Raw genomic sequence first — 14,268 nt, 5'->3', positions numbered from 1 at the left:
TTATAACTTAACGGCACCCTCGGGTGCCGTTATCGTTTCTGCGGTATACGTTTTCAGGGCTGCCAGTGTGGCAGACGCAGCGTCAGTTCCAGTCCGCCTTCCGGCCGGTTCCGGGCCTCAACTTCACCATGATGTGCCAGCACCACCTTGCGCACGATCGCCAGTCCCAGACCATAACCTTTGCCCATCAGCGGCGAATTCACCCGCACAAATGGATCGAAGATGCTGGAGAGTTTCTCCTCATCGACGCCTGGCCCCTGATCGCGCACCTGAATCGCCAGCCACTGCTGCTCTGCACGCAAATCAACCTCAATCCGCTGGCCTGGCAGGGAGTAACGCAGCGCGTTACGTAGCACGTTCTCGATGCCGCGACGTATCAGCTCTGCGTTGCCCCGCACGGTATAATCGGCCTGATTCCCGACCTGGAATTCTACCTGCACGCCAGGGATCTGCGCTTCATAACGGACATCAGTGATCACCGCCTGCAGCAAACCGATCAGGTCAAAATATTGCTCATCCGGAATGCTTTCGTGCTCGGCCCGCGACAGCGTCAGCAGTTCGCCGATCATCTTATCCAGCCGGCGCGCCTCTTCATCGATGCGATCAAGCGAACAGTTCACGCTTTCTGGCGTCTGTCTCGCCAGTCCGGTCGCCAGCTGCAGTCGTGCCAGCGGTGAACGAAGCTCATGCGAGATATCGTGCAGCAGCTCTTCACGGGCGCGTACCAGTGTATCCAGCCGCTCAACCATGGCATCAAAGGCTTCTGCGACGTTTGAGATTTCGTCATGGCGCTTACGCATGACCGGGAACAGCCGCACGCTTAAATCACCTTCAGCCACGCGGGAAAATCCTTCCCGCAGTTGACGCATGGGGCGCGTCAGATTCCAGGCCAGCAGCAGGCTGAACAGTAACCCCACCGAACCGGCGAAGATAAACATCGGCTCAGGGATATTCAGGAATTTTCGCGGCATCATGTTATGCGTGCTGTCTTTACGCATGCCATCCAGGTCGTAGCGCAGCTGATACTCTTTGCCATCGGCACCGCGAACCCAGCGCACTACCTCTTCAGGAAGACGCCCTACGTAATCCAGGTTGCCGCTGTTTTGTGACTGTGGCGATTTTGCCTGCTGCGTCACGTGGAAAAACTGCCGGTCGCTGCTATCCCAGTCCGACAGCATCGCATTGAGTGCCTCAGGCCCGGCACGCTCCAGCACCGACGCGGCAGAGGTCATCTGCAGATCCACAATGCGACGGATAGCGAGGATTTCAGGCGGTTCGTGCCGTTTACCGGAGAGCGTGAAGCCGAGCCAGATGAGCTGGCTCATGATGACAAAAACGATCCAGAAGCCGATGAAGATCTTCCAGAACATGCGCCCACGGTAACTCTGCCTCATCGAATGCGGTAACCGATGCTGCGAACGGTTTCGATGTTGATGCTGTCAGCGGTTAATGCGCTGAGCTTCTGACGGATGTTGCTGATATGGACATCGACACTGCGATCATAGGCTTCGCGCGGACGCCCCAGCCCCTTTTCAGAGAGCTCATCTTTCGAAACCACTCTGTCCGGCGCGCGCAGCAGCAAATCCAGCAGATTAAATTCCGACGCAGTCAGATCGAAGGTCCGGCCCTGCCATTCGCTCATGCGGGTGGCGGGATTCAGCGTCAGCTCGCCCCAGCGCAGCGGCTCTTTAGCATCTGGCTGCGGCACCTGCTCTTCGAAACGACGCAATACCGCGCGCAGACGGGCCACCAGCTCGCGGGGATAACAGGGCTTAGGCATATAGTCATCCGCACCCATCTCCAGACCGATCACGCGATCAATATTGTCGCCTTTGGCAGTCAGCATGATGACCGGTATCCGGCTGTTCTGGCGCACCTGACGCAACACATCAATACCGCTCATGTCGGGCAGCATGATATCCAGAATCATGGCGGTAAACTCTCCGGACAGCGCGCCCTGAATCCCGGCGCTGCCGGTCAGAACCAGCTGAGCATCAAACCCTTCGGCGATCAGGTACTGGCTTAACATCGTGCCTAATTCGACATCATCATCAACAAGCAGAATTTTCATGGTTATCTCTCAACAGAATTGGCGCTATTTTGTCCTGAGCCGGGCATTCGCGCAGCCTGATTTACGCGATCCTTACAGATTCAGCCTGTCCGGTAAGGTAAATTCTGGCTGAAAAAAAGGCCTGTGGGCAGAAATCGCGCGCACAGGCCTGATTTTTTATCAGCAGAGGTTACTGATGATAGAGTCCGGTCGAGAGATAACGATCGCCGCGATCGCAGGCGATCGCCACCACCACGCTGCCCGGATTCGCCTGTGCAATGCGCAGCGCACCCGCCACCGCGCCGCCTGAGCTGACGCCACAGAAAATGCCTTCACGGCGTGCCAGCGCCCGCATGGTCTCTTCCGCTTCTTTCTGCGTCATATCCATCACATCATCCACCAGATCGGGCCGGTAGATCCCCGGCAGATAGGCCAGCGGCCAGCGGCGGATGCCGGGAATGCTGCTGCCTTCACTGGGCTGCAAACCGATTACCTTCACGCCGGTGTTGTGCTCTTTCAGGTAACGCCCCACACCGGTAATGGTGCCGGTCGTGCCCATGCTGGAGACAAAATGGGTCATGCGCTGGTTCGACTGCTGCCACAGCTCCGGCCCGGTGGTCTGATAGTGGCCCAGCGGGTTATCGGGATTATTAAACTGATCCAGCACCCGGCCTTCACCCCGCGCCGCCATCGCCTGCGCCAGATCGCGTGCGCCTTCCATACCCTGCTCTCGCGGCACCAGAATCAGCTCCGCGCCGTAGGCCCGCATCGCGTCCTGCCGTTCCTGACTCATGTTGTCTGGCATCAGCAGGCGAAGACGATAGCCTTTCATCGCCGCGATCATCGCCAGCGCAATGCCGGTATTGCCACTGGTCGCTTCAATCAGCTGATCGCCAGGTGAAATCTCACCCCGCAGCTCCGCCTGATTGATCATCGACCAGGCCGCGCGATCTTTTACCGAGCCCGCCGGATTATTGCCTTCCAGCTTGAGCCAGACCTCACTGCCGTTGGCAGGCGTCAGGCGCTGCAACTTAATCAGCGGGGTATTGCCGATGGTATTTTCAAGAGTCGTCACGGTGCGGTTCCTGGCATCTTACACACTGGAGGCGAAAAAAAGGCGGGAGTCACACTCCCGCCCGCTGTTGTTGTTGAGAAAATATCAGGCGCTTTGTGCAAAGGCAACAGCGCGCAGCGGCGTATCGCCCTTATAGAGGCGCGCCTGCTGCAGGCCAACGAACAGGCGTTCGCCGCGAATCGGGGCCGTCTGCTCGCCTTCAAACACCAGCGAGAACGGCTCACTCTGCCAGCCAGCAGGCTGAACCACCAGCTGCCAGAAGTGGCCACGGGGGCTGACTTCCAGCACCTGCACCGGCAGCGGAGTTTCCAGACTGCTGCGGCGTGACACGTCGATTTCCCACGGACGCAGGAACAGCTCTACCGCGCCCTGATGTGCTGAGGTATAGCCCAGCGGCCAGTGATGCGCACCAACGTGGAACTGCGATCCCTGGATTTCGCCATCAAAGCGATTCACTTCACCCAGGAACTCCAGCACAAAGCGGGTTGCCGGATCGCGCCATACATCATCCGGCGTGCCGACCTGTTCGATATTGCCCTGACTCATCACCACCACGCGATCCGCGACTTCCATCGCCTCTTCCTGGTCGTGGGTCACGAACACGCTGGTGAATTTAATCTCTTCATGCAGCTGACGCAGCCAGCGGCGCAGCTCTTTACGTACCTGAGCATCCAGCGCGCCAAAGGGTTCATCCAGCAGCAGAATCTGCGGCTCAACCGCTAACGCACGCGCCAGCGCTACACGCTGCTTCTGGCCGCCTGACAGCTGGGCCGGGAAGCGGTTCGCCAGATGCGCCAGCTGTACCATTTCCAGCAGACGGGTCACACGCTGTTTGATCTCCGCCGCTGAAGGACGTTCACGACGCGGCAGCACGGTCAGGCCGAAGGCGATGTTGTCGAACACCGTCATGTGACGGAACAGCGCATAGTGCTGGAAGACGAAACCAACCTGACGATCGCGCGCATGCAGGCGGCTGACATCGTTGCCATGAAAACGGATCTGACCGCTGTTCTGATGCTCCAGCCCGGCAATAATGCGCAGCAGCGTGGTTTTACCCGAGCCTGATGGGCCAAGCAGCGCCACCATTTCACCCGAGGCAATATCCAGAGAGATATCGTTCAGCACCGAGGTGCGACCAAAGGACTTGTTGATCTTGTTAATCTCAATGCTCATGATTTCCCTCCTGTTGCAGGCGTTTGTGCTGTTGCTCTAAACGCCACTGCACAATGCTTTTCAGAAACAGCGTCACAATTGCCATCAGGGTTAACAGGGCGGCGGCAGTAAACGCGCCAACGGTGTTGTAGTCCTGATGCAATAATTCAACCTGAAGCGGGAGCGTATAGGTCTCACCGCGAATCGATCCCGAGACCACCGAGACCGCACCAAATTCACCAATCGCACGGGCGTTGGTCAGGACGATGCCATACAGCAGCGCCCAGCGAATGTTCGGCAGCGTCACACGACGGAACATCTGCCAGCCGGACGCGCCCAACAGCACCGCCGCTTCATCTTCATGACTGCCCTGACTCAGCATGACCGGGACCAGTTCGCGCACCACAAACGGACAGGTCACAAACACCGTCGCCAGCACCATGCCAGGCCAGGCAAACATAATCTGAATATTATGCGCATCCAGCCAGCCGCCTGCCGGACCATTCACGCCCCAGAACAGCAGATACATCAGACCGGCCACGACGGGCGACACGGCAAAAGGAATATCGAACAGGGTCAGCAGCAGCTGACGGCCCGGAAAGGTAAAGCGCGTCACCAGCCAGGCGAGCAGCGTGCCGAACACCAGGTTCACCGGAACGGTAATCAGCGCCACCAGCACAGTCAGCCAGATGGCGTGCAGCATGTCCGGATCGGCCAGATTGCTGAGGGCGACAATCAGCCCCTGATTCAGCGCTTCCCAGAAGATGGAGGCCATCGGCACCACCAGCAGCAGCATCGAGATCAGTACGCCGATACCAATCAGCAGCCACTTGCCCCAGTTCACCGGCTGACGCGCCGCGTGATTAAGCTGTGAAACCTCAGCCATTAGTGACCTCCCAGACGACGGCCAAAGCGGCTCTGTAATGTGTTAATCGCGAATAACAGAATCAGCGAGGCCGCCAGGATCACCGAGGCGATAGCGCTGGCCGCCGGATAGTCAAACTCCTGCAGCCGGATAAAAATCATCAGCGAGGTGACTTCGGTTTTCCAGGCGATGTTACCGGCAATAAAGATCACCGCACCAAACTCACCCAGGCTGCGGGTAAACGAGAGCGCCGTACCGGCCAGCAGCGCAGGCGCCACTTCCGGCAGTACCACGCGACGGAAGCTCTGCCACGGCGTGGCACCCAGGGTTTCGGCCGCCTCTTCATACTCCGGGCCTAACTCTTCCAGCACCGGCTGCACGGTACGCACCACAAAAGGAATGCTGGTGAAGGCCATGGCGATGGCAATACCAATCCAGGTGTAGGAAATTTTGATGTCGAAATGGGCGAACCACTGACCGTACCAGCCGTTAACCGAAAAGAGTCCGGCCAGGGTCAGACCGGCTACCGCCGTGGGCAGTGCAAACGGCAGATCCATCAGGCCATCCAGCAGTGTCCGGCCTGGAAAACGATAACGGGTCAGGATCCATGCCATCAGCATGCCGAACACCGCATTAAACAGGGAGGCGACACCGGCAGAGAGCAGCGTCACCTTATAGGCGGCAACCAGCTGCGGGTTGGTCACCACATCCCAGTACTGTTGCAGCGTCATCTGCGACAGCTGCATGATCACCGCGCTAATCGGCAGCAGCAGAATCAGGCAGGTAAAGAGCAGGCTGGTGCCGAGGCTGATACCAAAGCCGGGCAACACACGTTTCTGGCTGGCTGCAAACATTATCCGCGCCCCGCCGCTAACAATTTATCGAGCTCACCGCCGCTGGCGAAATGCGTCTTCATCACCTTGTCCCAGCCGCCAAAGGCATCTTCCACCCGGAACAGACTGGTCTGCGGGAAGCGATCTTTCTGCGCGGCCATCAGCTGTGGATTGTTCACGCGATAGTAATAGTGCGTAATAATATTCTGCGCTTCAGGCGTGTAGAGATAGTTCAGGTAGGCGCTGGCCGCATCCGCAGTTTTGTTGGTGGCGACATTCTTATCCACCCACGCCACCGGAAACTCCGCCAGAATGTTGGTTTTCGGCACCACCACTTCATACTCATCTTTGCCGTACTGATTGCGGATGTTATTCACTTCCGACTCAAAGCTAATCAGCACGTCACCCAGGCCGCGCTCGGCAAAGGTCGTCGTGGCACCGCGACCGCCGGTGTCGAACACTTCCACATTTTTCAGGAACTGCGTCATAAAGGCCTGCGTTTTGGCCTGATCGCCGCCGTCCGCTTTATCCGCTGCGCCCCAGGCAGCCAGATAGGTATAGCGGCCATTACCGGAGGTTTTCGGGTTCGGGAAAATCAGCTTCACATCGCTGCGGGTCAAATCTGACCAGTCGTGAATCTGCTTTGGATTTCCTTTACGCACCAGAAACGCCATGGTGGAGTAGAAAGGTGAGCTGTTATTCGGCAGACGGCTTTTCCAGTCTGCGGCAATCAGGTTGCCTTTATCGTGCAACACCTGCACATCTGTTACCTGGTTGTACGTGACCACATCTGCGCGCAGACCCTGCAGGATAGCCAGCGCCTGCTTCGATGAGCCAGCGTGCGACATCTTGATGGTCAGGGGATCGCCGGGATGGCTGGCATCCCACTGTTTAACAAACGGGGCATTCAGGGCAACAAACAACTCCCGCGACACATCGTAAGAGCTGTTAAGAAGTTCAGTGGCATTGGCTGCGCCGGCCAGGCTCAGCGACAACGCGATACCGCTCACGATTTTTTTCATCGCTTGTAATGTCATTTGGCACCCTGAAAAAGTTTGATGCGGATCTCACCCGCTGAGGCACCAGTTTATTTATAACTCAGTGAAAACCAGTAACGGTTTTATATATCGTTTGATGATTTCAAAGTCGAAAAAAGCATAAGACGGCAGCAGAGTTTATGCAGAAATCAGCAAAAGCCGATGTGGAGAGAGAACCGCGTGCCGCGTGGGCTGGCAGGGATTTTGGGCGGATCAGCGGCCGCCAGACGGGCGGCGCGCTGATAAGGCAGGCTTAACGCTGCCAGACAATCTTGCTGATTTTCCAGTTTTTCAGGGTATCGTCAGAAGGCATCAATCCTTCCGGCCCGTGCCAGTCGCCATGATAGACATAGGTCAGATGCTGACTGCCTGGCGCACGACACGCCACGTCACGCGCATCGGTGCCGCTGGCTAAAGTGCAGTTGTCGAAGGCTTTGCTGAACTTATTGCTGAAGGCATCCCCGACTTTGCTGCCGTCGCTGCTGGCAATCGCGCTGTCCATGACCTCAATACGCTCGACCTGCGACTGTCCGTAAATCACCAGCTTAACCTTGCCGTCATCCAGTGCCTGCCAGAAAGCGATCACCTGGCCGTTCTGGCTGCGCATGCCCTGACGCAGGGTATAGTCACCCTTCAGTCCGTCCTTAATTGCGTCCTCTTTCATGGCGGTCGAGGCGGTTAGCCCACCCACACCCTGTTCAGTCGCGGTCAGCGTGGAACCGAACCAGTTCCATGGCAGCGCCGAAGACCAGTGATACGTCAGCGGATTCCACCAGCTTGCCTGCTGGCTGCTGTCAGCGCCGGAACCCGAACTGGCACAGCCGCTCAGTGCAACGGCGGCGATCAGTAGCATGGAACGAACAGCTTTCATGAGAACTCCTGTAAATGCGATGCCGGAAAGGCGGAACTGATTGGAGTCGCAAAGCGACAAAAAGTTTAGTTGAGATGATGTTCAGGCAGAAAGCAGTCACGGCAACGGCGATTGAACTGCAGCCAGAGCAGCGCCAGCAGGTCGAACAGCGTCAGCAGCAGAGGCAGCGGTGAGCTGAGCAGATCGCCCTGCGTAAATTGCCAGCCCTGCCAGAGCAGGTTGATCAGCAGCGACAGCGCCAGTACGCTGCGCCAGGCATGCCAGAGTCGCGGCAGGCGCGTGCGATACCCTGTCAGCAGCAGGCCCGCCAGCGCCGGTAATCCCAGCGCCAGACCGACCCAGAACGCCTGCCGGTCCGGATAGAACAGCGCCAGCAGATCGTTGCCCTGCTGCCGTGACGCTCCGGCCATCACCAGTAACAGCCAGGTGCGCGCCTGAAGTAACAGGATCAGCCAAAAAAGAAACGGCAGCCGCAGCTGCCCTCTGGCGTCATACTCATCCGGCTGATAGCCGGACAACGGATTAATATTCACGATCTTCGATCAGACGTTTACCGAACAGCAGCGCATCGACTGGCTCATAATCGAGCTTCTCATAGAAGGCCACCACCTGATCGTTCTCTTCGCGGATCATCAGATGCAGTTTCGGACAGCCGCGCGCGATCAGCTTCTTCTCCAGACGGTTCATCAGCGCATTCGCAAAACCGCGTCCCTGATAGTCAGGATGCACCGCCAGATAATACGCCGCGCCGCGATGACCATCGTAACCGCCCATCAGCGTACCGACGACCACGCCACCCACTTCAGCGACCAGAAAGAGATCGGGGTCGTGATTCATTTTGCGTTCGATATCCAGCTCCGGATCGTTCCACGGCCGTAACAAATCGCAACGTTCCCATAGGGTAATCACTTCTTCAAAATCTTCCTGGCGGAAGGCGCGGATTTCCATCTTCTTTACCTGCAGATAAGCACAATTTGCTGATTATCACGCATTCTCTGCTGCACGCAACCCTCCATCACGGACGACAAATAAAAAAGCGCAAATTTTCTGTTCGCGACCTGCAATACAAAGTAATGCCCTGAAATGTTTCTGTGATCGCAGGCGGCAGAGGCTTAGGCTATAACACCGGCAAGATTCCTGTTACCGGACCCGCACATGCACCTGCTTAAACGTTTGATTCATCGTCGCCAGTTACTGCTTTCCGGGCTGGCGCTGGCCATTTTATCGCCGCGCGCGGTTCAGGCTAAAGAAAAGGCCCTTACCGGGGCAAATCCTCATACGCACCCTGCCCCACCGGCGAAAAACGGCAAACGTATCGTGATGATCGATCCCGGCCATGGTGGCATCGACTCCGGAGCCGTTGGCGAAGAGGGTTCTGAAGAGAAACACATCGTGCTGGAGATTGCTGGCAACGTGCAGCGCCAGTTGCAGAGCCATCCGCGTATTGAAGTGCGCCTGACGCGCGACAGCGATCACTTTATTCCGCTCTATCAGCGTGTCGAGATCGCCCATCAGCACGGCGCCGATCTCTTTATGTCGATTCATGCCGATGGCTTTACCAGCCCTGATGCCAGCGGAGCCTCGGTGTTTGCACTCTCTAACCGGGGAGCCAGCAGCTCGATGGCGCGTTACCTGTCACAGCGCGAGAACGATGCAGACAAACTGGGCGGCGTGAAAGCACAGCAGCAGGATCACTATCTGCAGCAGATCCTGTTTGACCTGGTGCAGACCGACACCATCAAAAACAGCCTGACGCTGGGCAAGCACGTGCTGGACCAGATTCGCCCGGTGCATCATCTGCACAGCCAGCACACCGAACAGGCGGCCTTCGCGGTGCTCAAGTCACCGTCGATTCCCTCAGTGCTGGTTGAGACCTCCTTTATTACCAATCCGCGCGAAGAGCAGCTGCTTGGCACGACCGCATTTCGCCAGAAAATTGCCTCTGCGATTGCCAGTGGCATCGTCAATTACTTTGATGAGTTTGACCGCCGCAACGCCTGATGCGGGAAGCCGGTTTGCGCCGGGCGACGTGCCGCACTCATGCAAGCGGCGCGGTTTTGCGTATAATCGCGTCAGACTTTGACAAATGATAAGCGAAAAGATGGCTGATATTTCACGCGTAAAAGCATTCCTGCTCGCCCTGCAGGATGAGATTTGTAACCAGCTGGCAGCTGAAGATGGCGGCGCCCAGTTTGCCGAAGATAGCTGGCAGCGCCCTGGCGGCGGCGGCGGGCAGAGCCGCGTCCTGCGCAACGGCGCGGTGTTTGAGCAGGCGGGCGTCAACTTTTCGCATGTGCATGGCGATCAGATGCCGGCATCGGCTACCGCGCACCGGCCAGAGCTGGCGGGTCGCAGCTTTGAAGCGATGGGCGTGTCGCTGGTCATCCACCCGAACAACCCCTATGTGCCCACCAGCCACGCCAACGTGCGCTTTTTTATCGCCGAGAAACCCGGTGCCGATCCGGTGTGGTGGTTTGGCGGCGGGTTTGACCTGACGCCGTTTTATGGCTTCGAAGAAGATGCGCTGCACTGGCATCAGACCGCAGCGAATATCTGTCAGCCCTTTGGCGAGGAGGTCTATCCGCGCTATAAAAAGTGGTGTGATGACTACTTCTATCTGAAGCATCGTGATGAGCAGCGCGGCATTGGCGGCCTGTTTTTTGACGATCTCAACACGCCCGACTTTGAGCAGAGCTTCAGCTTTATGCAGGCGGTGGGTCGTGGCTTTATCGACGCCTATCGGCCGATTGTGGCGCGCCGGAAAGATCATCCGTGGGGCGAACGTGAGCGCCAGTTCCAGCTCTACCGCCGTGGTCGCTATGTGGAGTTTAATCTGGTGTGGGACCGCGGCACCCTGTTTGGCCTGCAGACCGGTGGCCGCACGGAATCGATCCTGATGTCGATGCCGCCGCTCGTGCGCTGGGAATATGATTATCAGCCTGAACCTGACTCGCCTGAAGCGGCCCTCTACCGCGATTTCCTGCCGGTGAAGAACTGGCTCAACCTGCCCGTCTGATTGTTTCTGCCGTTGCAGCGCGGGCCGCAACCCGCGCTGCGCTTACCTCTCGCCTGATCGGCCTCTTCTTTTCAACAGGGCACGGATTGCTACAGTGTGGCCTGCGTCATTCCTCCTGACTGCTATGCTTATGGATGGAATATGGCGCACCCCACGGTAAATACCGCATGACGGCTCCTTCGCACCGCCTCGCAGCGCAACAATCAGAGAAACCGCATTTCCATCATAAAGTCTCTGTTGCAATGTTATGGGTTCGCGTTACCGGTAGCAGAACATGCCACAGACCGGCTGCGAGGCCTGAGGTGCTCCCTGTTCGCTTTCATTTTTCTTTTCAAGGAGTTTAGAGATGAACCAGCTAGAAGCCCTAAAACAGTTCACCACCGTGGTGGCGGACAGTGGCGATATCGAATCGATTCGTAATTACCACCCGGAAGACGCCACCACCAACCCCTCACTCATTCTGAAAGCGTCCGGTCTCGAAGGGTATAAACACCTGATGGATGACGCGATTGAGTACGCCAAAAAACAGGGCGGCAGCAAAGAGACCCAGATTATTAATGCCAGCGACAAAGTGGCGATCAACCTCGGTATGGAAATCCTGAAGAGCATACCGGGCCGTGTTTCGACCGAAGTGGATGCGCGCCTCTCCTTCGATCGTGGCATGTGTGTCACCAAAGCAGAAAAACTGATTCGTATGTACGAAGAGCATGGCATCGATCGCTCACGTGTGCTGATCAAGCTGGCCTCAACCTGGGAAGGCATCCGCGCAGCGGAAGAGCTGGAGAAAAACGGCATTAAGTGCAACCTGACACTGCTGTTCTCCTTTGCCCAGGCGCGTGCCTGTGCCGAAGCGGGCGTGTTCCTGATCTCCCCGTTCGTGGGCCGCATCTACGACTGGTACAACTCACGCAAGCCACTGGAACCCTATGTGGCGGATGAAGATCCGGGCGTGAAATCTGTGCGTCGCATCTACGATTACTACAAAAAGCACCGTTACAGCACCGTCATCATGGGCGCCAGCTTCCGTAAAGTGGAGCAGATTGTGGCGCTGGCCGGCTGCGATCGCCTGACGCTGTCGCCAAACCTGCTGGAAGAGTTGCAGAACAGTGATGCGCCGCTGGAGCGCAAGCTGGAGCCATCAACCGAAGGCTTCCATCAGCCGTCACCGCTTTCTGAAGCGGAATTCCGCTGGGAACATAACCAGGATCCGATGGCAGTTGAAAAACTCTCAGACGGCATCCGCCAGTTCGCGGTTGACCAGCAGAAGCTGGAAGATGTGCTCGCCGCACGCCTGTAGTCTTCATTTTAGTCGGGCGGGACTTTCCCGCCCTGATGCATAACTAAGGGAGAACTTTATGTCCTCACGCAGAGAGTTGGCAAACGCGATTCGTGCACTGAGCATGGATGCGGTCCAGAAGGCAAACTCAGGCCACCCCGGTGCGCCGATGGGTATGGCCGATATCGCCGAAGTGTTGTGGCGCGACTTCCTCCAGCACAATCCGACCAATCCCGCCTGGCTTGATCGCGACCGCTTTATCCTCTCCAACGGCCACGGCTCGATGCTGCTTTATAGCCTGCTGCATCTCAGCGGTTATGACCTGCCGATTGAAGAGCTGAAAAATTTCCGTCAGCTGCACTCTAAAACGCCGGGTCACCCGGAAATCGGCTACACGCCTGGCGTAGAAACCACCACCGGCCCGCTGGGTCAGGGACTGGCAAACGCCGTGGGTTTAGCGATTGCAGAGCGCACGCTGGCCGCACAGTTTAACCGTCCGGATCATGACATTGTCGATCACCACACCTATGTGTTTATGGGCGATGGCTGTCTGATGGAAGGGATCTCGCACGAAGTCTGTTCACTGGCGGGCACCCTGGGTCTCGGCAAACTGATCGGCTTCTACGACCATAACGGCATCTCTATCGATGGCGAGACCGAAGGCTGGTTTACCGACGACACTCACAAACGCTTTGAGTCCTACAACTGGCATGTGATTGGCGACATCGACGGCCATGACGCTGATGCCATTCGTGAAGCGATCAAAGAGGCGCAGAGCGTCACCGATAAGCCTTCACTGATTATCTGCCGCACCATTATCGGTTTCGGTTCACCGAACAAAGCGGGCAAAGAAGAGTCGCACGGCGCGGCACTGGGTGAGGCCGAAGTTGCCCTGACCCGTAAGCAGCTCGGCTGGAACTATCCGGCGTTTGAGATCCCGGCTGAAATTTATCAGCAGTGGGATGCCAAAGCGGCGGGTGCCGAACGCGAAAAAGCGTGGGATGCGAAATTTGCGGCTTACAAAGAGGCCTATCCTGAGCTGGCCAAAGAGTATGAACGTCGCATGAATGGCGAAATGCCTGCCGCATGGGAAACCGAAGCGACCCGTTTCATTCAGGAGCTTCAGGCTAACCCGCAGAAAATCGCCAGCCGTAAAGCGTCACAGAACTCACTGGAAGCCTACGGCAAAATGCTGCCGGAATTCCTTGGCGGTTCAGCTGACCTGGCACCGAGTAACCTCACGATCTGGTCAGGCTCCAAATCGATTAAAGAGGATCCGGCCGGTAACTACATTCATTACGGCGTACGTGAATTTGGTATGACGGCGATTGGTAACGGTATCGCGCACCATGGCGGTTTCGTTCCTTACACCGCGACCTTCCTGATGTTTGTGGAATATGCGCGTAACGCTGCGCGTATGGCGGCGCTGATGAAGGCACGTCAGATTCTGGTCTACACCCATGACTCCATCGGTCTGGGCGAAGATGGCCCGACGCATCAGCCGGTTGAGCAGATCGCCAGCCTGCGTCTGACGCCAAACATGAGCGTATGGCGTCCCTGCGATCAGGTGGAAACGGCTGTAGCGTGGAAAGCCGCTGTCGAACGTCATCACGGCCCGACTGCGCTGATCCTCTCCCGTCAGAATCTGCTGCAGCCGGAGCGTAGCCCGGAGCAGATCGAAAACATCAAGCGCGGCGGCTACGTGCTGAAGGATTGCGACGGCACACCAGAAGTGATTCTGATCGCGACCGGTTCAGAGATTGAGATCACCCTGGGTGCAGCCGAAAAGCTGACCTCAGGCGGTCACAAAGTGCGGGTGGTTTCACTGCCTTCAACTGACCTGTTCGATGCGCAGGATGCGGCTTACCGCGAATCTGTGCTGCCAAGTGGCGTGAAAGCGCGTGTGGCGGTAGAAGCGGGTATCGCTGACTACTGGTTCAAGTATGTCGGTCTGGATGGCGCGATTGTCGGTATGACCACCTTTGGTGAGTCAGCCCCGGCCAGTCAGCTGTTCGCCGAGTTTGGCTTCACGGTAGAAAATATCGTCAGCCACGCTGAAGCATTACTCAAGCCCGTTTAATGTCTCTGCCCTT

14 protein-coding genes are annotated in these 14,268 nt (G+C 57.3%); 4 read left to right on the top strand and 10 right to left on the bottom strand.

Features of this window, described 5'->3' with window-relative positions; all coding sequences use genetic code 11:
- Positions 1-53: 53 nt before the first annotated feature.
- From PU624_RS09185 to PU624_RS09140, 10 genes are all read right to left on the bottom strand, one after another.
- A complete protein-coding gene (locus PU624_RS09185; protein ID WP_283547371.1) occupies positions 54-1,394 on the bottom strand; it encodes an ATP-binding protein in 1,341 nt (446 codons plus the stop codon).
- Complete coding sequence (locus PU624_RS09180) at positions 1,391-2,071, bottom strand: response regulator transcription factor (RefSeq protein WP_283547370.1); 681 nt, start codon at positions 2,069-2,071, stop codon at positions 1,391-1,393. The genes PU624_RS09185 and PU624_RS09180 overlap by 4 nt, the downstream gene beginning before the upstream one ends.
- Before the next feature lie 169 nt (positions 2,072-2,240).
- Positions 2,241-3,125, bottom strand: a complete 885-nt coding sequence (cysM, locus tag PU624_RS09175; protein ID WP_283547369.1) for a cysteine synthase CysM — start codon at positions 3,123-3,125, stop codon at positions 2,241-2,243.
- Between the two features lie 84 nt (positions 3,126-3,209).
- Positions 3,210-4,298 carry a sulfate/thiosulfate ABC transporter ATP-binding protein CysA gene (gene cysA / locus PU624_RS09170; protein WP_283547368.1) on the bottom strand — a complete coding sequence of 363 codons (1,089 nt, stop codon included), beginning with the start codon at positions 4,296-4,298 and terminating at the stop codon, positions 3,210-3,212.
- Entirely contained in the window at positions 4,288-5,163 is an 876-nt protein-coding gene (cysW, locus tag PU624_RS09165) for a sulfate/thiosulfate ABC transporter permease CysW (protein WP_283547367.1), read from the bottom strand. The genes cysA and cysW overlap by 11 nt, the downstream gene beginning before the upstream one ends.
- Positions 5,163-5,996, bottom strand: a complete 834-nt coding sequence (gene cysT, locus PU624_RS09160; protein ID WP_283547366.1) for a sulfate/thiosulfate ABC transporter permease CysT — start codon at positions 5,994-5,996, stop codon at positions 5,163-5,165. Before cysT ends, cysW begins: the two co-directional genes overlap by 1 nt.
- Positions 5,996-6,997, bottom strand: a complete 1,002-nt coding sequence (locus PU624_RS09155; RefSeq protein WP_502921584.1) for a sulfate ABC transporter substrate-binding protein — start codon at positions 6,995-6,997, stop codon at positions 5,996-5,998. The genes cysT and PU624_RS09155 overlap by 1 nt, the downstream gene beginning before the upstream one ends.
- 268 nt (positions 6,998-7,265) lie before the next feature.
- Positions 7,266-7,883 carry an RpoE-regulated lipoprotein gene (locus tag PU624_RS09150; RefSeq protein ID WP_283547364.1) on the bottom strand — a complete coding sequence of 206 codons (618 nt, stop codon included), beginning with the start codon at positions 7,881-7,883 and terminating at the stop codon, positions 7,266-7,268.
- Between the two features lie 65 nt (positions 7,884-7,948).
- On the bottom strand, positions 7,949-8,416 hold the full coding sequence (locus PU624_RS09145; RefSeq protein ID WP_283547363.1) for a DUF2919 family protein: 468 nt from the start codon (positions 8,414-8,416) through the stop codon (positions 7,949-7,951).
- Positions 8,406-8,831 (bottom strand): GNAT family acetyltransferase, encoded by a 426-nt coding sequence (locus PU624_RS09140; RefSeq protein ID WP_003848834.1) that lies wholly within the window; start codon positions 8,829-8,831, stop codon positions 8,406-8,408. Before PU624_RS09140 ends, PU624_RS09145 begins: the two co-directional genes overlap by 11 nt.
- 207 nt (positions 8,832-9,038) lie before the next feature.
- Between PU624_RS09140 and amiA the strand changes: the two genes are divergently transcribed.
- From amiA to tkt, 4 genes are all read left to right on the top strand, one after another.
- Positions 9,039-9,884, top strand: a complete 846-nt coding sequence (amiA, locus tag PU624_RS09135; RefSeq protein WP_283547362.1) for an N-acetylmuramoyl-L-alanine amidase AmiA — start codon at positions 9,039-9,041, stop codon at positions 9,882-9,884.
- A gap of 100 nt (positions 9,885-9,984) precedes the next feature.
- Positions 9,985-10,899 carry an oxygen-dependent coproporphyrinogen oxidase gene (hemF, locus tag PU624_RS09130; RefSeq protein ID WP_283547361.1) on the top strand — a complete coding sequence of 305 codons (915 nt, stop codon included), beginning with the start codon at positions 9,985-9,987 and terminating at the stop codon, positions 10,897-10,899.
- A gap of 346 nt (positions 10,900-11,245) precedes the next feature.
- Positions 11,246-12,196: a transaldolase gene (gene tal, locus PU624_RS09125; protein ID WP_283547360.1), complete on the top strand. Its 951-nt coding sequence runs from the start codon at positions 11,246-11,248 to the stop codon at positions 12,194-12,196.
- Between the two features lie 58 nt (positions 12,197-12,254).
- Positions 12,255-14,255 (top strand): transketolase, encoded by a 2,001-nt coding sequence (tkt, locus tag PU624_RS09120; protein ID WP_283547359.1) that lies wholly within the window; start codon positions 12,255-12,257, stop codon positions 14,253-14,255.
- Positions 14,256-14,268: the final 13 nt, after the last annotated feature.

The organism is Pantoea sp. Lij88 (assembly GCF_030062155.1).
Classification (GTDB): Bacteria; Pseudomonadota; Gammaproteobacteria; order Enterobacterales; family Enterobacteriaceae; genus Pantoea.
This window is presented reverse-complemented; position numbering and strand designations above follow the sequence as displayed.